We start from the raw sequence: 22410 nt of genomic DNA on the forward strand, positions 1-22410 counted from the left end.
TTGAGCGAACCAAGTCACCTACCGCAGGAGGCGTTCATGGTCACCGTATCCCCGCCCCAGTCAGAAGGGTCGCCGTTCTGGTCGTACGCCCTCCACCTGCCGTACGACCCCCGGGCCGCACGTATCGCCCGCCGAACCCTGCGGGCGGTGCTCGCCGAGCACGCTATGACTGAATTGGCCGAACCAGCAGAGCTGTTGACGTCCGAACTGGTCACCAACGCCTACCGGCACTCCAAGGGGCCCGCCGCTCTACGGCTGCGCGCGCTCGACGGCGGGCGGCTGCGGCTGAGCGTGTGGGACACCGATCCGCGCATCCCGCCTCCCTTCGACTGCGGGAGCGGTGCGCTTCGCCCCGTGGCCGTATCGGGGGATGTCGAGAGCGGGCGCGGGCTGTTTCTCGCATGCCATTACGCGCAGGCATGGGGCGGCTGGCGCCTGGGCGATGACCTGCTCGGACGGGGCGGAAAGCTGCTGTGGTGTGAACTCGGTGTCGCCCGGTTTCCTGCCCCAAACGGCACCGCCCTCACCTGCGACGCGACGCAGGTGAGGGCGGCCCATCAGACAGATGCGGTTACGCCAGCCCCGGCCCCCGCACCGGAATGCTCGTGAACGTAGGCGCCGGCGCCGGGTCCTGGAAGAAGTCGTTCCCCTTGTCGTCTACGACGATGAAGGCGGGGAAGTCCTCCACCTCGATCTTCCAGACCGCCTCCATGCCGAGCTCCTCGTACTCGACGACCTCGACCTTCTTGATGCAGTCCTGGGCGAGGCGGGCGGCGGGGCCGCCGATGGAGCCGAGGTAGAAGCCGCCGTGAGCGTCGCACGCGTCCGTGACCTGCTTGCTGCGGTTGCCCTTGGCGAGCATGATCTTGGAGCCGCCCGCGGCCTGGAACTGCTCCACGTAGGAGTCCATGCGGCCGGCCGTGGTCGGGCCGAACGAGCCGGACGCGTAGCCCTCGGGGGTCTTCGCCGGGCCCGCGTAGTAGACCGGGTGGTCCTTCAGGTACTGCGGCATCTCCTCGCCCGCGTCCAGCCGCTCCTTGATCTTGGCGTGGGCGATGTCGCGGGCCACGACCAGCGGGCCGGAGAGGGACAGGCGGGTCTTCACCGGGTACTTCGTCAGCTCGGCGAGGATGTCGTCCATCGGCTGGTTCAGGTCGATCTTCACGACGTCGGAGGACTCGTCCAGGTGCTCGTCCGTCGTGTCCGGCAGGAAGCGCGCCGGGTCCGTCTCCAGCTGCTCCAGGAACACGCCCTCGGCGGTGATCTTCGCGACCGCCTGGCGGTCGGCCGAGCAGGAGACGGCGATGGCGACCGGGCAGGACGCGCCGTGGCGGGGGAGGCGGACGACCCGGACGTCGTGGCAGAAGTACTTGCCGCCGAACTGCGCGCCGATGCCGATCTTCTGCGTCAGCTCGAAGACCTTCTCCTCCAGCTCCTTGTCCCGGAAGCCGTTGCCCAGCGGAGAGCCCTCGCTCGGCAGCTCGTCGAGGTAGTGCGCGGACGCGTACTTCGCGGTCTTCAGGGCGTACTCGGCGCTCGTACCGCCGACGACGATCGCCAGGTGGTACGGCGGGCAGGCGGCCGTACCGAGCGAGCGGATCTTCTCCTCGAGGAACTTCATCATGGAGGCCTCGTTGAGGACCGCCTTCGTCTCCTGGTACAGGAAGGACTTGTTGGCGGAGCCGCCGCCCTTCGCCATGAACAGGAACTTGTACGCGCCGCCGTCCGTCGCGTACAGCTCGATCTGCGCCGGGAGGTTGGAGCCGGTGTTCTTCTCCTCCCACATGGTGAGCGGAGCCATCTGCGAGTAGCGCAGGTTGAGGTTCAGATACGCGTCGTAGATGCCGCGGCTCAGGGCCTCCTCGTCACCGCCCTCCGTGAGGACGTTCTGGCCGCGCTTGCCCATGACGATCGCGGTGCCGGTGTCCTGGCACATCGGGAGCACGCCCGCGGCCGCGATGTTCGCGTTCTTGAGCAGGTCGAGGGCCACGAACTTGTCGTTCGACGACGCCTCGGGGTCGTCGATGATGCGCCGCAGCTGCGCGAGGTGCGCCGGGCGGAGGTAGTGCTGGATGTCGTGGATGGCCTCCTCGGCGAGCTTGCGCAGCGCCTCCGGCTCGACCTTGAGGAACGTCCGCCCGTCGGCCTCGAAGGTGGAGACACCCTCGGAGGTCACCAGCCGGTACGGCGTGGTGTCCTCTCCCGTCGGCAGCAGATCGGTATATGCGAACTCCGGCATTTCGCCCATTCCTCACTCGACAGACGCGGCGGCTGGCCCTCATCGGCAGCGCTCACAGCGTCCACCAGCGTAGAACTTGGCGAGTCGGGCGAGGTTGTGAGGTAAGGCTCAGTTCGATTGCTTCCGGCCGACCGCGCCGGGTCGTTCTCGGCCGGACTGTGGGGTAGTCGCGATCTATCGCGTTTGGGTACGCTGCTGTCGTGGACCTCGAGAAGCAAGACTCAGCGAAGGCTCAAGGCGACGGCCGGGCTCCGGTGGCGGAACCGGATCCGGGTCCTGTTCAGGAGTCGATGCGCGAGCCCGTGGCGCTCCGCGCCTCCGACGCGGACCGCGACCGGATCGCGGACATCCTCCGTGAGGCCCTCGCCGAGGGCAGGCTCACGGCCGACGAGCACGCCGAGCGGATCGACGGCGTCTATCGCGCGAAAACCCTCGGCGAACTCGAGCCGCTGGTCCGGGACCTTCCGGCGGGCCGCGATGCCACCGGCTCCGGCTCCGGCACCGACTTCCCCTCCGCGGCGTACGACCCGGCGCCGTCGCGGCCGACCGCGGGCGCGGTGCCGTCTGTCGCCGACGAGAACCTGGTCGCCGTCTTCAGCAGCTCCGTCCGCAAGGGCCGTTGGCGCGTGGGCCGCAGGACCCATGCGTACGCGATCTTCGGCAGCGTCGAGATCGACCTCAGCGAGGCGATCTTCGAGTACCAGCAGGTCGTGATCAAGGCGGTCTCGGTCTTCGGCAACGTGGAGATCCGCGTCCCGGAGAACATCTCGCTGCGCGGCAACGGCGGCGGCGTGCTGGGCAACTTCGAGGTGGACACGCTCGACTCGGCCGAGCGCGACGCCCCCGTGGTCTTCGTCGACGGCATGGCCGTCCTCGGCAATATCGAGGCGAGGCCCAAGCGGGGCAAGCTCGTGCGCGACCTGCAGGACCGTATCGACCGCCACATGCGCAAGCACTTGGGGCACTGAGCCGGTTCAGCGGTTGGGGCACTCAGCCGGTTCCAACGGTGGCACTGAGCCGGTTCAGCAGTGGGGGCACTGGAGCTGGTTCCGCAGGTGGGGTCCTGAGCCGGTTCGCGGTTCCCGGGGCTCCGGAGGGCGGCGAGTCGGCACGGCTTTTGTGCGGCGAACTTTCGTGCATCGGAACTCAGTGCATAGGCGCGCGCACAGCGGGTAGACCATGCTCCATCGCCGCTCGCTCGCGAAGCCGTCGTCAGGAGTAGACCGTGCTGCAACCGCCGCATCAGTCCCTGCAGGTAGCTGCCGTTCCGCCCCGGCGGGTCCCAGTGCGAGACCGCGATCAGGACAATCCATGGCACACCGAGGCCGTGTGCCGCCGCGATGAGGCCGGACTGTTCTTCGCCCCGTCAAAGGAACCCACCGCCGCCCGGCTGTCTCGCGAAGAGGCCGCCAAGCGCGTCTGCGCCCGCTGTCCCGTCATGGTCGAGTGCCGCGAGCACGCGCTGCTGCAGCCCGAGCCGTACGGCGTGTGGGGCGGCCTGACCGCCGCCGAGCGCCGCGTGGTCCTGGCCCGCCGCCGCAGGCGCGAGCTGGAGCTGAAGAAGGCGGCCCGGGCCGCCGATCCGATAGCCGCGGCCGGGTAGCCGGTAGCCCGTGGTCCATACGTGAAATGGGGCGCCCTCCCGCACAGAGGGCGCCCCATATCGCGTGGCCGTGGACCCGGCAGTCAAGCGCTTGGACCAGGCACTCAACTGCTTGGACCGGGCACTCAACTGCTTGGACCAGTCGGTCCAGACGGTCGGTTACTGCGCGCGGTCGAAGTCGATGGCGCTGTAGGCGCGCAGCTTCGACAGGCGGTGTACCGAGTCGATCTGCCGGATCGTGCCGGACTTCGACCGCATGACCAGCGACGACGTCGACGCCGTTTCCGCGCGGTACCGCACACCGCGCAGCAGCTCGCCGTCGGTGATGCCGGTCGCGACGAAGAACACGTTCTCGCCGGAGACCAGGTCGTTGGTGGAGAGGACGCGGTCGAGGTCATGGCCGGCGTCGAGGGCGCGCTGCCGCTCCTCGTCGTCCTTGGGCCACAGCTTGCCCTGGATGGTGCCGCCCAGGCACTTGATCGCGCACGCCGAGATGATGCCCTCCGGCGTACCGCCGATGCCCATCAGCAGGTCGATGCCGCTGCCCTCGCGGACGGCCAGGATGGAGCCCGCGACATCGCCGTCGGAGATCAGCTTGATGCGGGCGCCGGTCTCCCGGATCTCCTTGATGATCCCCTCGTGGCGGGGCCGGTCGAGGATGACGACGGTCACGTCCCCGGCAGAGCACCCCTTGGCCTTGGCGACCCGGCGGATGTTGACGGAGACGGGAGCGTTGATGTCGACGAAGTCCGCGGCTTCGGGGCCGGTGACCAGCTTGTCCATATAGAAGACGGCGGACGGGTCGAACATGGTGCCGCGGTCGGCGGCGGCCAGCACCGCGATGGCGTTCGGCATGCCTTTGGCGCACAGTGTGGTGCCGTCGATCGGGTCGACCGCGATGTCGCACTCGGCCCCCGTGCTGTCGCCGATGCGCTCTCCGTTGAAGAGCATCGGCGCCTCGTCCTTCTCGCCCTCGCCGATGACGACGACGCCGTTCATCGAGACGGTGGAGACGAGGGTGCGCATGGCCCGTACCGCAGCGCCGTCGGCGCCGTTCTTGTCCCCGCGGCCCACCCAGCGGCCCGCGGCCATCGCTGCGGCCTCGGTGACCCGGACGAGCTCCATGGCGAGGTTGCGGTCGGGGGCCTCGGGTGAGACCTCGAGTTCGGAAGGCAGATGATTCTCGGTCATCGAGACGCACCTTTCTGATACGAACAGGGCAGCGCCCGAAGGGCTCTTTGGAAGGGCGGTGGTGGGAGACGGGCGGGCGGCCGACTGAGGGTGATGAGTCCCGACTCTATCGGCAGGCTGACAAAATGAGCAGTGGGCCCCACGTATGAGCGGATGGGGAGCGGGCGGGCATAGCGCTCGTCACAGTTGTCGCGTTCGGGGCAGGGGGGTGCCGGGGCGTGGACGGGGACCTGCGACGATGGGGGCGTGGCAGGTACGAAAGGCAAGCAGACCGTGCGGGACATGGTGCTGTCGTTGGGCGTGATCATTCTGGTCGCGTTCTTCATATACCTCTTCATCCCGCACGACGGCACTCAAACACCCCTGAAGCGTGTCGACTACCGCGTCGATCTGCTGACGGCACGCCGCGCGGCGGCGTACCCGGTGGCGGCGCCGGAGGGCCTGCCCAAGGAGTGGAAGCCGACGTCGGTGCGGTTCCAGGGCGCCGACCACGACGCATGGCATCTGGGCTTCCACACGGCCGACGGCCAGTACGTCGCCGTGGAGCAGTCCACCGACAAGCCGGCCGACTTCATCGAGCAGAAGAGCCAGGGCGCAGAGAAGACGAAGGTCGCCGAGCAGATCGGCGACCAGACGTGGCACCGCTACGAGGGCCCGAAGTACGACGCGCTCGTACTCGAGGGCGACGGCTACACGACGGTGATCACGGGCACGGGTTCGTTCGGCCAGCTGACGAAGATGGCGGGCGCACTGAAGACGTCGTGAGTGGTGCGCTGACCGTTGTGGGCAGTCGTTCCGCTGGGGCGGAACCGGCGGGCACAACACCACGACGGCGGGTGCCTCGAGAAGTACGTGAAGGAAACGGAAAGGCCCCCGGCGATGCGCCGGGGGCCTTCCTCATGCCGTTCAGGGACGTCAGACCGTGGTGACGACCTGCTCGAACCCCAGTCGCGGAGAACGCGGGAACCACGCGTCCTCACCGGGCTTGCCGATGTTGACGATGATCAGCGGGGTGTGGTCGCCGTCCAGGAACTCCTTCTGGACACCCTCGAAGTCGAAGCCGGTCATCGGGCCGGCGGCCAGCCCGGCGGCGCGGACGCCGACGATGAAGTACGCGGCCTGGAGGGCGGCGTTCAGCCCGGCGGCCTGCTCGCGGACCGGGCGCTCCGAGAAGAAGACGTCCTTGGCCTGCGGGAAGTGCGGGAAGAGCTCCGGCAGCTCCTCGTGGAACTCGTTGTCCGCGGAGAGGATCGCGACGAGCGGGGCGGAGGCCGTCTTCGGCTGGTTGCCCTCGGCCATGTGCTTCACGAGGCGCTCACGGGCCTCGGGGGAGCGGACCAGGGTGACGCGCAGCGGGGACTGGTTGAAGGCGGTCGGACCGTACTTGACCAGGTCGTAGATCGCCTGCACCTGCTCGTCCGTCACCGGCTCGTCGGTGAAGGTGTTCGCGGTGCGGGCCTCACGGAAGAGCAGGTCCTGGGCGGCGGGGTCAAGAACGAGGGACATGAAATGAACCTTCTCGAGATACGCGGTCGATCCGGTGGATCAGGGCGATCCATGGATCAAGCTGGCAGGAACGACCGTACGCAGATTACGTTTAAAGTTCAACCAAAGCTTGGGCTCGGGTGACCGGTTTCACAAACCTGTAACGCCTGCGGAGGGCCGCACCCTTGTGGGGGCTGACAGTTCCACGATGCCGGGCGCATGCCGGTCTCCTCCACGGCCGATGTGCCTGCTCCGTACGGACGAGATGCCCTCTCCCCATGGCCGATGGGCCCGGACCACGGGCCACCGGCTGCGGTCAGCCGCCAGTCGGCTGCGGTCAGCCGTCAGCCGCCAGTCACCCGTCGGCTGCGGTCAGCCGCCTGCCGCCGCTCGTCAGTCGTCGGCGCCGCCCGCCGCGGCGCCGTTCCCCGTACCGTCGCCGGTTTCCGTTTCCTCGTCGGCGAGCGCGGCGTCCAGCCGGGCCCGCGCCCCCTCCAGCCAGCGTCGGCACACCTTGGCCAGCTCCTCGCCCCGCTCCCACAGGGCCAGTGACTCCTCGAGCGTGGTACCGCCCGCCTCGAGGCGGCGTACGACCTCGATCAGCTCGTCCCGCGCCTGCTCGTATCCGAGGGTGCCCGCCGCCTCGTTCGCCCCGGCCTCGTCCGTCCTGCTGGTCATGCGCCCACCCTATGCGTCGACTCGTCCCGCCCTGCCGGCCCCGCTGCTCGCACCGTGAACTCGCCTTCCGCGACCCGCGCCCGGAGCTCCTCGTCCACCGCCACCTCGTCCGGCGCCCGGACCACGTGGCCGTCCGCCTTCTGCAGGACCGCGTACCCGCGCTGCAGCGTCGCCGCGGGGGAGAGCGCCACCACGCGCGCGTGCGTATGCGTGAGCTCCGAGTCCGCGCGGTCCAGGCAGTGGGCCAGCGTGCGGCGGCTGCGCGCAAGCAGCGCCTCGATGTGCTGCTCGCGCTCCTCGACCATGCGGTGCGGATCCTGCATGCAGGGCCTGGTCAGGGCGTGTGCGAGGCCACGCTCCTCGCGGTCGACGAAGGCCTCGGCGCAGCGCCGGGCCCGGTTCCTCAGCGACTGCACCCGCTCGAGCTCCTCGCCGACGTCCGGCACGACCTTCTTGGCGGCATCGGTCGGTGTGGAGGCGCGCAGGTCCGCCACGAAGTCGAGGAGCGGGTTGTCCGGTTCGTGCCCGATCGCAGACACCACCGGCGTACGACAGGACGCCACCGCCCGTACCAGCTGCTCGTCCGAGAACGGGAGCAGGTCCTCCACGCTGCCGCCGCCGCGCGCCACGATGATCACGTCGACCTCGTCGAGCGCGTCCAGGTCCTTCACGGCCTGCACGACCTGCGGAACGGCGTGCACGCCCTGCACGGCGACGTTGCGTACCTCGAAGCGGACCGCCGGCCAGCGGTGCCGGGCGTTCTCCAGTACGTCCCGCTCGGCGGCCGATGCGCGGCCGCAGACCAGGCCGATGAGCTGCGGCAGGAACGGCAGCGGCTTCTTGCGCTCTGCGGCGAACAGGCCCTCGCCCGCCAGCGACTTCTTCAGGTGTTCGAGGCGCGCGAGCAGCTCGCCCACGCCCACCGGCCGTATCTCCGCCGCTCGCAGCGACAGCTGCCCACGCGGCGCGTACCACTCCGGTTTCGCGAGCACCACGACGCGGGCGCCCTCGGACACGACGTCCGCCACCGCGTCGAACACCTGGCGATAGCAGGTGACGCCGACCGAGATGTCGTACGACGGGTCGCGCAGCGTCATGAAGACGACGCCCGCACCCGGGCGCCGCGAGAGCTGGGTGATCTGGCCCTCGACCCATACGGCCCCGAGCCGGTCGATCCAGCCCCCGATGAGCCGCGACACCTCACCGACGGGCAGCGGTGCTTCGGCAGACGTGTTCACAGCCATGCGGCGAGCCTAGCCGCCGACACCGACAATCCCGGGGCCTCCTTTGCGAGCGGGCGGCTCCTTTACGAGCGGTCCGCACGCGCGCGTAGCGAACACCGAGCCCCACGCGCGCGTGAGCAAGCGCGTGAGCGAACCTGGAGTGGATCTTCGGCCCGCCAGGTGCGGCCTTACGATGGTGGGCATGACTGCTTCGCCTTCCCGCAAGGTCCTGCTCGCCGCCCCCCGTGGCTACTGCGCGGGTGTGGACCGCGCCGTCATCGCCGTCGAGAAGGCCCTGGAGCAGTACGGGGCCCCGATCTACGTCCGCCACGAGATCGTCCACAACAAGTACGTCGTGCAGACCCTGGAGCGGAAGGGCGCGATCTTCGTCGAGCAGACGGCGGAGGTCCCCGAGGGGTCGATCGTGATGTTCTCGGCGCACGGTGTCGCGCCGGTCGTCCACGAAGAGGCGGCCAAGGGCAAGCTCGCGACGATCGACGCGACCTGCCCGCTGGTCACCAAGGTGCACAAGGAAGCCGTCCGCTTCGCCAACGATGACTACGACATCCTCCTGATCGGCCACGAGGGCCACGAGGAGGTCATCGGCACGTCCGGTGAGGCCCCCGACCACATCACGCTGGTCGACGGCCCCGAGGACGTCGCGAAGGTCGAGGTGCGCGACCCGTCGAAGGTCGTCTGGCTCTCCCAGACCACGCTCTCCGTCGACGAGACCATGGAGACGGTCGACGCGCTCAAGGAGAAGTTCCCGCAGCTCATCTCCCCGCCCAGCGACGACATCTGCTACGCCACGCAGAACCGGCAGCTGGCCGTGAAGCAGATGGGCGCCGAGGCCGACCTCGTCATCGTCGTCGGCTCCCGCAACTCCTCCAACTCCAAGCGGCTGGTCGAGGTCGCCAAGCTCGCGGGCGCGCGCGAGGCGTATCTCGTCGACTTCGCCGAGGAGATCGACGAGGCCTGGCTGGAGGGCGTGACGACGGTCGGTGTCACGTCCGGCGCCTCCGTCCCCGAGGTGCTCGTGGAGGGCGTACTGGAGTACCTCGCCGCCCGCGGCTTCGAGGACGTGGAGATCGTCAAGGCCGCCGAGGAGTCGATCACCTTCTCGCTGCCCAAGGAGCTCCGCCGCGATCTGCGCGCCGAGGCGGCGGCGCTGATCGCGGAGCGCACCGAGAAGAAGTAACCGTCGAGGTGACCGTCACGCCGCCCGGAAGTGAGTGTCAGCAGGGCGCCGTAACGTAGTGCTCATGCAGATCTTCGGCGTGGACATCGGCGGCTCAGGGATCAAGGGCGCTCCCGTGGACCTGGACCGCGGAGACCTGGTGGACGACCGTTTCAAGGTGCTGACCCCGCACCCGGCCACGCCGGACGGGGTCGCAGACTGCGTCAAGGAGGTCGTCGACCACTTCGAGTGGAGCGGCCCGGTCGGCATCACGTTCCCCGGCGTGGTCACCGGTGGGTCCACCGTCCGTACGGCGGCCAATGTCGACAAGAGCTGGATCGACGTCGACGCGCGCGCCCTGCTGAGCGAGCGGCTCGGCGGCCTCCCGGTGACGGTGCTGAACGACGCGGACGCGGCGGGCGTGGCCGAGATGCACTTCGGTGCGGGGCGTGATCGCAAGGGGACGGTCATTCTGCTGACCTTCGGTACCGGCATCGGCAGCGCCGTGTTCATCGACGGCGCGCTCGTGCCGAACACCGAGCTGGGCCACCTGGAGCTGCACGGCCACGACGCCGAGAAGCACGCCTCGACGAAGGTCAAGGACGACGAGGGCCTGAGCTGGGAGCAGTGGGCGCGCCGCGTGCAGAAGTATCTGGCGCATGTCGAGATGCTCTTCTCGCCCGAGCTGTTCATCATCGGCGGCGGGGTCAGCCGCAAGGCACAGAAGTTCCTGCCGCTGATCAAGGGCATCAAGGCCGAGATGGTCCCCGCGGAGCTGCAGAACAACGCGGGCATCGTGGGCGCGGCGATGCGGGCGGCGGAGCGGGCGTAGACGCGCGGCGCGGGCGAGCGGATCCCGGCGCCCGCGGCGCGTCGGGCGGTACGGGCGCGTCAGCCGGTACTGGCGCATCAGCCGGTACGGCGCCTCAGGCCGTACGGGCGCGTCAGCCGGTACGGCGCCTCAGCCGTACGGCACCTCGGGCGTTTTCAGCGCCTCAGCCGTACGGCACCTCGGGCGTTTTCAGCGCCTCAGCCGTACGGCACCTCGGGCGTTTTCAGCACCTCAGCCGTACGGCACCTCAGACCGAAGGGCGCCGCAGGCCCTACGCGCTTCAGACCGAAGGGCGCCGCAGGCCCTACGCGCCTCAGGCCATAGGGCTCCTCAGGCCGTACGGCGTCGCGGCCGCGGCGGCCGTGGTGGCCGACGCCGCAGCTGTGCACGCCGCCGCGCCATTAGCCTGATCTTTCGTACGGTCGTGATGACCCCGGCGATCAGCGTGCCGCCGTACAACCAGCCGGCGTGCATCGCCAGCGCCGTGACCAGTCCCATGATCCGCTGGCCGAAGCCGCCCGAGCCCTCCATGATCGGCAGCAGCCCGACGACGAAGGCGATCGGCACCACGATCGGCGCGGTGACCAGGTCGGCTGGCCGTACCCAGAGCGCGGTCAGCGCGCTCACCGGCAGGAAGAGCACGCCGTACACGATGAGCGAGCCGCCGAACACCACCTGGTCCACACAGGCGAGCACGAACATGGAGGCGGTGCAGAACAGCCCGATGCCGATCCCCGTGAGGCGCGGATTCGGCATCCGGCGGGCGGCCTGCACCAGCCTGCGCACCGTGCGTACGTAGGACGCCGCGGGCTGGCGTGGACGGGGCGCCGCCCGCTGGACCGTGGCAGGCCGGCCACGTCCGCTCTGCGGGGGAAGAGGCGCGGTGCGTCGCGGCCGGGGCTGAGGGGGACGCATCCTGTGTTGCTCCACCGGTCCAACCTAGGTCGGGTAATAGGCGGAATACGTCCTGAGACACGCGTTTTGGCCGACCTTGGCCATCCGTTCGCCGCACTCGCACCAACCCCGACCGACGACGACGGACTCGGACGCGCACGGTGACCGCTTCCGTATACGGAAGCGGGGCTCCGGTACGGCCGCGGGAGTCCGAGCGTGGAACCCGGGACTCCAGGACGGCGAAAGCCCGGGCTCACCGCACGCCGTAGACTGGTGGATCGGCCCGCTGCTCGGGCTCGCCGTCCACCCAGCCCTCACGTACGGGAAGTCGCAACGTGTCGCTCACGATCGGAATCGTCGGTCTGCCGAATGTCGGCAAGTCGACCCTGTTCAACGCCCTGACCAAGAACGACGTGCTGGCGGCCAACTACCCGTTCGCCACGATCGAGCCCAACGTCGGCGTGGTCGGTGTCCCGGACACCCGCCTCACCAAGCTGGCCGAAATCTTCTCCTCACAGCGGACCCTGCCCGCCACGGTCGACTTCGTCGACATCGCCGGCATCGTGCGCGGTGCGAGCGAGGGCGAGGGCCTGGGCAACAAGTTCCTCGCGAACATCCGCGAGTCCGACGCGATCTGCCAGGTCATCCGCGCCTTCAAGGACGAGAACGTCGTCCACGTCGACGGCAAGGTCTCGCCGAAGGACGACATCGAGACGATCAACACCGAGCTGATCCTCGCCGACCTGCAGACCATCGAGAAGGTCCTGCCGCGCCTCCAGAAGGAGTCGCGGATCAAGAAGGACATCCAGCCGAAGGTCAAGGCGGTCGAGGAGGCGAAGGAGATCCTGGAGGGCGGCCGGACCCTGTTCGCGGCCGGCATCAGGCAGGGCGAGGCCAACGAGGACCTCCTCCACGACCTGCACCTGCTCACCGTCAAGCCCTTCCTCTACGTCTTCAACGTCGACGAGGAAGAGCTCATCGACGAGGCCTTCAAGGCGGAGCAGCGCGCCCTGGTCGCTCCTGCCGAGGCGATTTTCCTCAACGCGAAGCTGGAGCAGGACCTCGCCGAGCTCGACGAGGACGAGGCCCTCGAACTCCTCCAGTCCGTCGGCCAGGACGAGCCCGGCCTCGCCACGCTGGCCCGCGTCGGCTTCAACACCCTCGGCCTGCAGACGTACCTGACGGCGGGCCCCAAGGAGTCCCGCGCCTGGACGATCAAGAGGGGCGCCACGGCCCCCGAGGCGGCCGGCGTCATCCACACCGACTTCCAGAAGGGCTTCATCAAGGCCGAGGTCATCTCCTTCGAGGACCTGGTCGAGAGCGGCTCCGTCCACGACGCCCGCGCGGCCGGCAAGGCCCGCATGGAGGGCAAGGACTATGTGATGCGGGACGGGGACGTGGTGGAGTTCCGCTTCAACGTTTAGTCGCCGCCATAGCGTCGGTGCGGCGATCTGACAAACGTGCAGGTCAGACGGGGTCGGTCCTATTCGGGTCGGCCCCGTTCGCGTACCCGGTGCTGGTTCCGTGCTGGTTTTCCTGATGTCTCGTCACCTTTCGTCGTCCCTGGTCATCCGTACCGCTGCTGGGTCGACGCTGGGTTGGAGCGATGGCGCGCCTGCGGGATCTGCGGGGCGTCGGCCGCGAAATCCATAGCCGACGGGCCGTTGCGCTGGCCCCCGGGTCGGTGCTGGGCTGGTGGTCACAGTTCGGTGCTGTCACGGCTGTTGTGCGGCCGTCGTCGCGTCCGGCAGCGGCCGGACGGGTGCGTGCTGACTGACGCTACGCGTTGACGGACAAAAATATGAGCCCTGGGTTATATTTGTGGGGTGGCATGGGAGATCGTGCTCTTGGAGCCGGTGAACGACTGGTTCCTGGAGCTGTGCGACGCCGAACCGGAGACCGCTGTGTTGGTCGAGCGGGCGATCGATCGTCTGGCGATGGTGGGGCCCGCGTTGGGCAGGCCGTTGGTCGATACGCTGTGCGGGAGCAGCCAGCCTGGCGAACCTGAAGGAGTTACGGCCGGGGTCGAGGGGACGCACGGAGCTGCGCTCCTGGTGGCGGAGACAAGGCCGGCAGGTGGTCGCAGTGGTACGACGAGGCCATTCCGCTGGCCGAGAAGCGCTACGCGGCTTATCGCGAGGAGAAGAGCGCGCAGCAGGATCGGCAGACGAAGGGAGACGCACGATGAGCCCGGCACGTCGTTGGCAGGACGTGAAGGCGGAGGCGCACCGCCGTAATCCGCGGATGGACGATCCGGAACTGCGTGAGCGCGCCGATGCCCGGCTGGACGCTCAGGTCGCTGGCTACCACCTGCGGGAACTGCGCAAGCTTGTCGGCAAGACGCAGGCGGAGGTCGCCGCGCTGGTCGGGGTGTCGCAGTCCCGCATCTCGCAGATCGAGAACGGCGACATCGAGGCGATGGAACTGGAGACGCTGCGGGCGTACGCGGCTGCCCTCGGCGGCCGTGTCGATGTGACCGTGTCCATCGGCCCGCACGCGGTCAAGGTGGCGTGAAAGGCCGAGATCGGGGAGTGTCTTGTCCCTCAGACAGTCCCGGCCCTGGGCATCGTGGGGCCCATCGACACCGGTTCGTGGCAGCGTCGGCAAGGGACGATGGACTCCGCGGTCGACACCTTCGGCAGGGATACCGGGTTCATCGCGATCAGCGGTGGGGAATACAGGTCGTTCCGCCTGGATACCGACGACAGAATCGGCCAGCACTAATGTGATGACGGGCAAGGGTGCGGCGGTTCGAAAATGGGCGATAAGGTTCCCTGGCGGGAGCATTTCGACGTGGTTGAGGCGGAACGTATGACCGGCGGTAGTTCTTATGGGAGTCATCCGGAATACCTTCCGGACTTCATGAACGACCCCCGTGACGATGACGGCCGGCAGGTGGTGAAGCTGGATCTCGCCGAGAACCGCGCACTGGCGGCAGCGACGCTGAGCAGATTTCCGGCTGCCACCGGCGACGTGATCGACTTCGAATCCACTCCGTTCGAAGACCGCCTCTGGTGGGACGATGAGGAGCACTGGACGAGGATGGCGGCGGAGCTGCTCTCCTCGTACGTACAGCGGGGTGAGCGGATCGCCGTCATGTGGGGCAACTACCTGATGCCGGCCGTGACCATGCCTGCGGATGTCGCGGTGCGACACGCGCGGGACATCCTGGACGCCGGGCCGCACTTCTGGATCCACCCGCTTGGCGGTTCGGTGCTCATCGAATGCCTAATGGATGGACAGGTGACGGTCGTGACAATTCCGTCAGGCTAAGTACAGAACCCGCGAGAACGCCCCGCCGAGGAATCGGCGCTGCCGCTGAATGCGGTGCGGTGAGAACGGTGTACGGTCCCACGTCCTGGCGTGTGAATGAGGACTCATCGAAGAAGTGAGCCGGGATCGTGATGCGTTCGGAGCTCGTGGTCGGGACTCGGGGGAAATGGTGATGGGTCAGCGTGAGGTTGAATCCTCCCGGCACACGCGTGAGGACGAAGACATCCGGCGGGCGGAACGCGCCTGATGTCATGGCCAGGGTGAACGACTGTGCGTCACGGGCCCTCAGCCAGCGCTTCACCTCTTCGTTCCGCTCCTCATGGCGGCCCAGAGGGTTGGAGTAACCCGGAGTGCTGGTGAGGTAGGACCAGTAGGGACGCACGGACGTAAGACGGTGGACATCGGTCAGTACGACGAGTTCCTCGGGTTGCTTCCCGGTGGCCTTTTCGATGGCTTCGGCAAGCGGTGCCAGCCACTCGTCCGTCCTGCCTGGATCTGGGACACGGGTGGTCCGGGCGGGACGTGAGCCGTCACTGAGCGGGTAGCTCTGGCGGTATGCCAGATCGACTTCCCTGGTCAGAGCGGCATGCGCGTGTTGGAGGGTGGAGACGGCGAGGACGGCCGCCAGGCCGGCGAAGACGGGAAGGGACGCCCGCCACGACACCTGCGGCCTTCGGCGTACGGCGACCAGCAGTTCCCCGACGGCAAGGATCCCCGCGCAGTAGAGGTCGGAGAGCAGTACCGGGTGAACGCGGAACGACAGCAGGGTGGTTCCCGCGGCGATGGCCAGCTGGGACAGCACCGACCACGCGTAGCAGCAGCACACGAGACAGAGCAGCCCACCGGCGACCGCGTGCTTACGGGCGCGCAGGAGCAGCCAGGCAGTTCCCGTCAGACACAGAACAGCCGGCGGGTCCAGCGAGGTCATCGGCAGCAGATAGGTGATCTGCTGGTACGGGATGAACTTCAGAGCCGTGGTCGACGGTGATCCGAGGGGCAGGGACGCGAGCCAGTAGGGGAGCAGCACGACACAGCCCGCCGGCGCCGCCACACCTGCGACAACGGCGGTACGGAGGAGAAGGGTTGCGCCGCACCCGGGGTGCCGCGCGAAGCGGATTCCGACGAGAACAAGCAGGCAGAAGGCCCAGAACGCGGCCAGCATGGTGTAGCACAGGACGGCGAGCCCGAGTGAGGCCCCAAGGGACGCGAGCGCCCGCCATCGAGTCCGGTCGTCGCCCAGCACCCGGTACGCGATCACTGTCAAGGGCGGCAGCGCGGCCCCCACCAGCCAGGCGTAGGGCTCCCGGACGCCGAGCGACGGTTCGACGAATGCGCACACGCTGGTGGCGCCGGCGAGGAGCATGGCGAGCCGGGCGGTGACCAGCAGCCTCCACAGGGAGAGTGCCACGGCCGCGGCCAAGGCGGTGGAGAGAATGCTCAGCGGTTTGAAGACGGCCCACCCGTCGATCCCGAGGAGAGCCGCGGTGCGCCCGGCGGCCCAGAACCAACCGGGCGGGTACAGCGGCGGGACGCCTTGGTAGGCGAAGTCGGCCAGGTGGGGCGACGAGACGAACCGCGTCACGTACGCGATGCGGAACTGGTTGTCGGAGGCCAGTCCTCCCAGAAACCACCGCGTCCCGTGCAACGGAACGGCCAGGAGAAGCGTGGGGAGGGCTGACACGGCCGCGTACCCGGCCCAGGGAAGTGCGGCCGAGGCCCGGAGACTGGTAGCCAGGACCGTCACCACCGCCACCAGTGTCGCCGAGCAGAGCGATGCGAGAACGGTCGGCAGCAGTGACGGCTCGGGGATGGACAACCGCAGCACCGCGAACTGAAGCAGCAGGCTGACGGCGACCGCGATGGCGGCCCCGGCAACGGCCTCGATGACAAACCGAGTGAAGGTGAGCTGGAACGTCCGGGGGGCGGTGGGGCGCCCCGCGGGCGGCCGCTGAGCGGTCGACACCGGTGGACGGAGCTTTTGCAGAGTGGTCATGAGAGGGGGACCCTCCGGCGGAGATTCCGGTACGAGCGCCAAGCCCGGCGCAGCGCGGGGCTCAAGCGGTGTGAGGTGAGCAGTCGATCGCCGAGCGGACCGATGGGCAGCCCGCCGGGAAGCCGAAGACGGGTCAGCCGGCCCAGGCCGAAGTTCCTCCGGACCACGGCACTGCCCTTGTGCTGGGCGAGGAACTGCTCTGCGTCGCGACGGAGTTGGGGATACGCCTGAGGGTGCATGCAGTACGTCAGGGTCTTGACCAGGGGCCCGGGGTCGTCACCGCCGACGGGGGCACCTCCCCGGTCCTTGTCGCGCTGGGGGAGGGAGGGTGAGGACAGCCCGGCGTACGCGATCGCAAGAGGGATGCGGTTGCTGTTCGAGTAGGGCCTGAGACTGCTCAGCACGGTTTCGGTCCCGACTCGGAAGGCCGGGATTCCATAGAGGGTCCGTGCGGTGAACAGCCCTGTGGAGAAGCAGCCGATGACCGCGCTGGGCCGGACTTCCTGGAAGAGCACTTCGGCAGGTACGGGCGCCGTCGTGGAGCGGAACTCGACCCCGAGGTCCGCCGCGGACTTGCACAGCGCCTCTGTCTGTGTCCCGGGGGCACTCGGATGTGCCTTGAACACCACATGCCGGTGCCCTGCCTCCGCGGCCTGACGCAGCATCCTGAGATGGAGCCTGTCCTCCTCCTGGGCGCTGATGATTCCGGCAGCGGACAGATACTGGCCGAGAATGACCGCGGGTGCTTCACCCCCACGCAGTGGCGCGACGACGTCCGCCGCTTCCCGAGTGCGTGCCAGCTCGGCGAACACCGACCGCAGCGCGTCGTGCGGGATGGCCCGATGGGCCGGCGTGCGGTGGCCGAAGGCAGCCTCGTCCAGGACCAGCGGGCGCAGGCCCGGCACGAGGTCGGGGTGTACGAGATCCTCGATCCGCTGCAGAACCTGGTGCGGGATGCGGCTGCGCAGAGGGCCGTATGCCATCAGGCCGTCGGCATAGACATGGATGGGGCTGTCGCTGAACACCCTGGCAAGCGCCTGGCCGGGTGAGGTCTGGATGGACTCGACGACCAGTGAGACCGGCTCCTCGGGACCGATCCCCCAGCTGCTGCTCAGGACCCGCTGCAGGAGCGGGATGTCGCAGGGGCGGGGAGACCAGTCCCACGGGTGGTTGGGATGAATGGCGTCGTTCCAGGAGACCACCTCGTCGAACCGCTTGCGCAGGACGGCGAATCCGAGACGCTCCTCCCAGCTGGGAGTGGCCTCGGGCACGGCGGTGTTCGTCGAGGTCACCAGGACGCGACGCACGGGACCGGATGAGGCCAGGAGGCCGGCATCAAGGGCCGCGCACACGGTGGCAAGACCGTAGACGGTGGACACTTCGGTGATCTGGACCGTCACGGCCGCCGCCCTCCCTTGGGCCGGTACATCGACAGCAGACGATTGCGCCGCCGCTCGTCCATGCGGTGGATGACGTCCGCGAAAAGGTCCTGCGGAAGCGTGGCCGCGAACTGCCGGTAACGACGGCAGAAGCGCCGGGCCGTGGATCGCTGGTAGCCGGAGACCTGCTCGATGTGGTGGTGCACGATGCCGAGGAACGAGCGGATGGCCTTGGGCAGCAGGTGCTCGCTCATCGGATGCGATGCCACCTCGTTGATCACGTTCTCGAAGGCGGGCAGGAAGTCCAGCTGCCGGTCGTCGACCGCTCGGGTCAGGGACGTACGCACGTCTCTGCGGTAGCGCAGTCCGTCAAGTCCGACCACGGCGTACGACGTGGCGTTCATGTGAAGCCGCCAGGTCCAGTGCCGGTCTTCGCACGTGCGCAGTGCCGGGTCGAACGTGAGGAGTCCGGAGTCGACGAGTCGGCGGCTGTATACGCCGGACCAGGTGTTCGGATAGTCGATCATGGTCTCGCGCTGCTCGATGGCGACACCGTCAAGAGGGTGCAGGACCTGACGTCGGCGGTGCTCGGGGGCCCGGCACAGGGTGCGCCGTGTCCCTGTGACCCTGATGTGGTCGACCTTGATGAAGTCGGTGCCGAGGTCTGCCGCGGCCGCGGCGAGCCTCGGGTAGTACCCGGGGGCGAGCCAGTCGTCTCCGTCCAGGTACGTGATGTACTCACCGCCGGCCCGCGCGGTGCCCGAGTTGCGAGTGGCGGACACGCCACGGTTCTCCGAGTGCCGGATGAGGGTGCTGTTGGGAAGCGCGTGCACCGCTTCCTCCAGCAGCCTGGGGGTGTCGTCCGTCGAGTTGTCGTCGACGAAGACGAATTCGATGTCCGTACCTGCGTTGCGCTTCAGGGTCGCGATGCAGTCGGGCAGGTACGGCGCGACGTTGTAGCAGGCGATGACGGAGGTCAGCTTCACAGCAGTACCGTTTCTGCGGGCTGTTCGGGCTGTTCGGGCTGTTCGGGGACGCGGCGGAGCTTCTTCGGCCGGCCGGACTCCCAGTCGTGGACCTTCTTGGCCGCGACGCAGCCGCCCTCGGGGGCCACGTCGATCTGAGGAAACGTTTCTTCTGGCTGGGACGCTTCTTCTGAGGCGCTGTTGTGGTTGATGTCGATCTCGCAGGTGATGCCAGCGGACTGACCCGGGTCTGCAGAGCGGCTTCCGGGCATGCGAGGGCTGGGTGGGGGGTTCGTCACAAGGGGTTCCTTCCAAGGGAGGAGTCGCGACCTGGGTGCTGCCCGGACCACGAGCGGAACTCCGCCCACGGAGCAAGGTTCTTGCCGGGAACGCCCTGGAGCCCGCCGCGGGCGGGGATCGCGGCCAGGGCGGATGACATGGCACTCCTTGGGGGACGGCCAGTGCGTTCACGTGGCCAACGCGACAGGTTTCACCCGGGTTGTCGGCCTTAATGCGAAGTTCATCCGGATTCATCCGATGTTCATCCGCCTGCGCCATCGGCCGTGGGCTGACAGGACTCCTCGGACATGGCGTTCCGGACAGGAGGCCGGTACGGGCTCCTTGAAAGCCGCTCGCCGACCGGCCGCCCGGAGGTCCGATGGCCCTGTCCTACCGCCCTGCGCAGTCGGGCCACGGCCTTCGACGACTGACGCGACCGGCGGGGCGGACCGGCCGGCGCTCGCAGGCTGCCGCAGCGAACCGCCCCGCCCGTCACCGCACGCTCAACTCCCGTACCTCCCCCGGCTCGTCCTCCTCGTCTCCGGTCAGCGTGACGCGTACGTACCGTGCGGCGGCCCCCGGCTCGGGCGCCTGCCAGTGCGCCCCGTCCGTCGACGTCTGCGTCGTGTACGCGCGCGTGCCCGTCACCTGGATCTCGGAGAGCGGTGCCGTGCGGGCGAGCTCGACGGTCAGGGAGGCGCCGGGGTCCTCGGGGCGCCAGTACGTCGCGGCGTTGCCGTCGACGGCCGCCGCCGCGTACAGGCCGGGTTCCTCGGAGGTCGCCGTCGCCGGGCGGCAGCGGGCCGTGTTCGCCGTCGGCTCCAGGTCAGGGCGGCGGGTCTTGAGACGGGCGGGGAAGCCCTCGCTCACCGTCACGCGCCCCTGCGGCGACTCGACGGTGAACGGCTCGCCGGACACCAGCTGTACCGTCGTCTCCTCCGGTCCGATGGCGATGTCGTACGTACGCCCCTGCCAGCGCAGCCCCGACAGCCGCACACCGTCCTCGAGTTGGGGCGGCAGCGTCGGGTCCAGACGGACCGTGTTCTCGCGGAGGCGCAGGCCCGTCAGGCCGTGGGTGAAGACCTGCAGGAAACCGCCCTTGCCGGTGAGGAAGTCCTGTGCGGGCGAGCCCGCGAGCGGGTCGCCCGCACCCGCCTTGTCGCCGCGGGCCTCCGAGAAGAGCGCGAACGGACCGCGCGCGAAGGGCCGGTAGGCGCGCTGCAGGAAGGTGTACGCCGCGCAGCCCGGCTCACCGATCGCCGCGGCGTCGATCGCGTGGACGGAGTCCGTCATCGCGGGGCCGTCCGGGTCGGTCCGCTCGGTGTAGTAGTCGAGCGTGGCGGCCGCGGCGCCGTCCGGCATGGGCCACTCCAGCGGGTACATCAGCAGCACCGTGTCCGCCTGCTTGATCTGCGACCCCGCATAGCCGTCGTACTGCAGGAAGACCTTGCGGCCCGCGTCGTACGGGATCCGCATGCCGTCGGCGATCCTCGTCCAGGCGGGCGGGGCGGTGGCGCCGACGAGGGCGGACGCGCGCGTGGCGTTGCGCAGGGCGGTGGTGGCCACGGCGTTGGTGTAGACGGCGTCGTCGACGCCGTTGCTGTACTCGTCGGGGCCTGCCACGTTCTTGACCGAGTAGCTGCCGTCGCTGTTCGCCGTCACGCGGGACGTCCAGTACTCCGCGAGGCCGCGCAGCAGCGGCCAGCCGCGCGAGCGCAGCCACCCGCGGTCGCCCGTGGCCAGGTAGTACTGCCAGGCGGCCAGCGCGATGTCGCCCTGGAGGTGGTTCTGGGTGAGGCAGTGCGGCGGGTCCCAGCTCTGGCACTCCGAGTACAGCGCGCCGCGGCTCGCGCTGGTCCACGGGTAGAACAGGCCCTTGACGGAGGTGCGGGCGGCATTCTGAGCGGCGGCAGCGCGCGTCCTGTACCGGTACTCCAGGACGGTCCGGGCGAGTTCGGGGCGCATGGCCAGCAGCGCGGGGAACATCCACGTCTCGGCGTCCCAGAACACCATGCCCGCGTAGTTGTCGCTGGTCAGGCCGGTGGGCGCGATGCTGTCGCGGGCGCCGCGGCGCGTGCCGGACAGCAGCCCGTACTGCGCGGAACGCACCCAGAGCTGGATGTCCGGCCGCCCCGGCACCTCGATGGACGACGACCACAGGCGGCGCCATGCGGCGGTGTGGGCGGCGAACAGGGCGGGCCAGCCGCGCCGGGCGGCCAGTTGCGAGGCCCTCTGCGCGGCCGCGCGCGGGGAGCGGGAGGTGAGCGCGGTGTCCACCCCGACGTACTTCGAGACGTCGTACGTCCTTCCGCTGCGGACGGCGAAGGTGGCGGACTGCGCGGCGCTCAACTCCCGTGCGCCACCGGCCCGGCGGAACTCTCCCGGCGCTCGCAGCGTCGAGGCCACGGCGCCGTCCACGCCCGTGCCGTCCGTGCGGAAGGCGACGTCCATGGTGCGCTCCCCGGCCGCGCCGCCGCCCGTCTGGGCGATGCGCCGGGCGCCGCGCCCGTCGATCCGGTCGGTGACCGTCGCCTCGCCGTCCCAGTGCGGCGTCAGCCGCAGCCGTACGGCTGCGGTGTGCGCGGCGGTCCGGTCCGTCAGTACGTCGTACACCAGGTCCGTGCGGCGGCCGTCGGCCGCGGTCCAGGTGACCGCCGTGCGGACGAAACCGCAGCGCAGGAACAGCGTCTGCCGGTAGTTCGAGACACGGCTGCCGGGGCCGTACGTCTCATCGCCCGCGGTGACGTCCAGGCCCGTCCAGGCGGGCAGGGCGGCGATCGCCTCCCGGCCCTCGGTGTTCGCCGGACCGCGGCCGTACAGTCCGGTGACGAACGCGCCGTCGTAACGCGGTGTGTACAGCGGCCATCCGGTCTTCTCGCCCGTCGCCGCGTATCCGGCGCCGGCGGGCGGTACACGGGCGCCGAGATATCCGTTGCCCACGTACGCGTGGTACTTGTCCTCCGGATCGATCCGGTGCGTCGTGGGCGCCCAGCCGGACGAGGGTTCGCAGACGCCGACGGGACGCGGGCCCTCGGCGTGCGCGGCGGGATGCGGCAGGATCAGGGCGGCCGCGGCGAACGAGGCGATGAGCGGGTGGGTACGCGAGACGTTCACCCCCCGACGATGCGCCGGTGCCGTGCCACCGCCCGGCGCACGGCACGCGGGTGTCCCTCGGACGGGGGACCGGCTCCGGTGGCGG

General features: G+C 69.3%; 20 protein-coding genes. 9 read left to right on the plus strand and 11 right to left on the minus strand.

All coding sequences use genetic code 11. The annotated features are described in order from the left end of the window. Positions 1-36: 36 nt before the first annotated feature. Positions 37-609 carry an ATP-binding protein gene (locus tag ACSMXV_RS26795; protein WP_473173787.1) on the plus strand — a complete coding sequence of 191 codons (573 nt, stop codon included), beginning with the start codon at positions 37-39 and terminating at the stop codon, positions 607-609. Here the strand turns inward: ACSMXV_RS26795 and ACSMXV_RS26800 are convergent. Continuing rightward, positions 572-2239: a fumarate hydratase gene (locus ACSMXV_RS26800; protein WP_473173788.1), complete on the minus strand. Its 1668-nt coding sequence runs from the start codon at positions 2237-2239 to the stop codon at positions 572-574. The genes ACSMXV_RS26795 and ACSMXV_RS26800 overlap by 38 nt on opposite strands. A gap of 200 nt (positions 2240-2439) precedes the next feature. On the opposite strand from ACSMXV_RS26800, the gene ACSMXV_RS26805 reads away from it, so the two are divergent. Both ACSMXV_RS26805 and ACSMXV_RS26810 read left to right on the plus strand, forming a co-directional pair. Then, entirely contained in the window at positions 2440-3207 is a 768-nt protein-coding gene (locus ACSMXV_RS26805; protein ID WP_473173789.1) for a DUF1707 SHOCT-like domain-containing protein, read from the plus strand. Positions 3208-3464: 257 nt separating this feature from the next. After that, positions 3465-3842 (plus strand): WhiB family transcriptional regulator, encoded by a 378-nt coding sequence (locus ACSMXV_RS26810; protein WP_473173790.1) that lies wholly within the window; start codon positions 3465-3467, stop codon positions 3840-3842. Positions 3843-4001: 159 nt separating this feature from the next. Here the strand turns inward: ACSMXV_RS26810 and glpX are convergent, their stop codons facing one another. Continuing rightward, a complete protein-coding gene (gene glpX, locus ACSMXV_RS26815; RefSeq protein ID WP_473173791.1) occupies positions 4002-5033 on the minus strand; it encodes a class II fructose-bisphosphatase in 1032 nt (343 codons plus the stop codon). A gap of 246 nt (positions 5034-5279) precedes the next feature. Here glpX and ACSMXV_RS26820 point away from each other — a divergent pair, with 246 nt between their 5' ends. Beyond that, entirely contained in the window at positions 5280-5798 is a 519-nt protein-coding gene (locus ACSMXV_RS26820; protein WP_473173792.1) for a DUF4245 domain-containing protein, read from the plus strand. Between the two features lie 150 nt (positions 5799-5948). Here the strand turns inward: ACSMXV_RS26820 and ACSMXV_RS26825 are convergent, their stop codons facing one another. The 3 genes from ACSMXV_RS26825 to xseA all read right to left on the minus strand — a co-directional run bounded on the left by ACSMXV_RS26825 (position 5949) and on the right by xseA (position 8440). Next, entirely contained in the window at positions 5949-6539 is a 591-nt protein-coding gene (locus tag ACSMXV_RS26825) for a malonic semialdehyde reductase (protein WP_473173793.1), read from the minus strand. Positions 6540-6911: 372 nt separating this feature from the next. Continuing rightward, on the minus strand, positions 6912-7196 hold the full coding sequence (locus tag ACSMXV_RS26830) for an exodeoxyribonuclease VII small subunit (protein WP_473173794.1): 285 nt from the start codon (positions 7194-7196) through the stop codon (positions 6912-6914). Further along, a complete protein-coding gene (xseA, locus tag ACSMXV_RS26835) occupies positions 7193-8440 on the minus strand; it encodes an exodeoxyribonuclease VII large subunit (protein ID WP_181867775.1) in 1248 nt (415 codons plus the stop codon). Before xseA ends, ACSMXV_RS26830 begins: the two co-directional genes overlap by 4 nt. Before the next feature lie 172 nt (positions 8441-8612). Between xseA and ACSMXV_RS26840 the strand changes: the two genes are divergently transcribed. Both ACSMXV_RS26840 and ppgK read left to right on the plus strand, forming a co-directional pair. Further along, a complete protein-coding gene (locus ACSMXV_RS26840; protein WP_181867774.1) occupies positions 8613-9617 on the plus strand; it encodes a 4-hydroxy-3-methylbut-2-enyl diphosphate reductase in 1005 nt (334 codons plus the stop codon). A gap of 64 nt (positions 9618-9681) precedes the next feature. Continuing rightward, positions 9682-10428 (plus strand): polyphosphate--glucose phosphotransferase, encoded by a 747-nt coding sequence (ppgK, locus tag ACSMXV_RS26845; protein ID WP_473173795.1) that lies wholly within the window; start codon positions 9682-9684, stop codon positions 10426-10428. 330 nt (positions 10429-10758) lie between these two features. Here the strand turns inward: ppgK and ACSMXV_RS26850 are convergent, their stop codons facing one another. Continuing rightward, a complete protein-coding gene (locus ACSMXV_RS26850) occupies positions 10759-11214 on the minus strand; it encodes a DUF6542 domain-containing protein (protein WP_473173796.1) in 456 nt (151 codons plus the stop codon). A gap of 443 nt (positions 11215-11657) precedes the next feature. Between ACSMXV_RS26850 and ychF the strand changes: the two genes are divergently transcribed. The 3 genes from ychF (at position 11658) to ACSMXV_RS26865 (ending at position 14595) form a co-directional block, all read left to right on the plus strand. Next, a complete protein-coding gene (gene ychF, locus ACSMXV_RS26855; protein WP_473173797.1) occupies positions 11658-12746 on the plus strand; it encodes a redox-regulated ATPase YchF in 1089 nt (362 codons plus the stop codon). Between the two features lie 760 nt (positions 12747-13506). Continuing rightward, positions 13507-13836, plus strand: a complete 330-nt coding sequence (locus ACSMXV_RS26860) for a helix-turn-helix domain-containing protein (RefSeq protein WP_473173798.1) — start codon at positions 13507-13509, stop codon at positions 13834-13836. Positions 13837-14079: 243 nt separating this feature from the next. Next, positions 14080-14595: a hypothetical protein gene (locus ACSMXV_RS26865; protein ID WP_473173799.1), complete on the plus strand. Its 516-nt coding sequence runs from the start codon at positions 14080-14082 to the stop codon at positions 14593-14595. Here the strand turns inward: ACSMXV_RS26865 and ACSMXV_RS26870 are convergent. The 5 genes from ACSMXV_RS26870 to ACSMXV_RS26890 form a co-directional block, all read right to left on the minus strand. Then, complete coding sequence (locus tag ACSMXV_RS26870) at positions 14540-16588, minus strand: arabinofuranosyltransferase (protein WP_473173800.1); 2049 nt, start codon at positions 16586-16588, stop codon at positions 14540-14542. The two genes, ACSMXV_RS26865 and ACSMXV_RS26870, sit on opposite strands and share 56 nt — an antisense overlap. Then, complete coding sequence (locus tag ACSMXV_RS26875) at positions 16585-17988, minus strand: polysialyltransferase family glycosyltransferase (RefSeq protein WP_473173801.1); 1404 nt, start codon at positions 17986-17988, stop codon at positions 16585-16587. Before ACSMXV_RS26875 ends, ACSMXV_RS26870 begins: the two co-directional genes overlap by 4 nt. Next, the gene (locus tag ACSMXV_RS26880) at positions 17985-18953 is read right to left on the minus strand and encodes a glycosyltransferase family 2 protein (RefSeq protein WP_473173802.1); all 969 of its coding nucleotides are present in this window, start codon (positions 18951-18953) and stop codon (positions 17985-17987) included. Before ACSMXV_RS26880 ends, ACSMXV_RS26875 begins: the two co-directional genes overlap by 4 nt. Next, entirely contained in the window at positions 18950-19231 is a 282-nt protein-coding gene (locus ACSMXV_RS26885; protein ID WP_473173803.1) for a hypothetical protein, read from the minus strand. Before ACSMXV_RS26885 ends, ACSMXV_RS26880 begins: the two co-directional genes overlap by 4 nt. A gap of 472 nt (positions 19232-19703) precedes the next feature. After that, on the minus strand, positions 19704-22325 hold the full coding sequence (locus ACSMXV_RS26890; protein WP_473173804.1) for a glycosyl hydrolase family 65 domain-containing protein: 2622 nt from the start codon (positions 22323-22325) through the stop codon (positions 19704-19706). Positions 22326-22410: the final 85 nt, after the last annotated feature.

Source organism: Streptomyces sp. DSM 42067 (assembly GCF_055792885.1).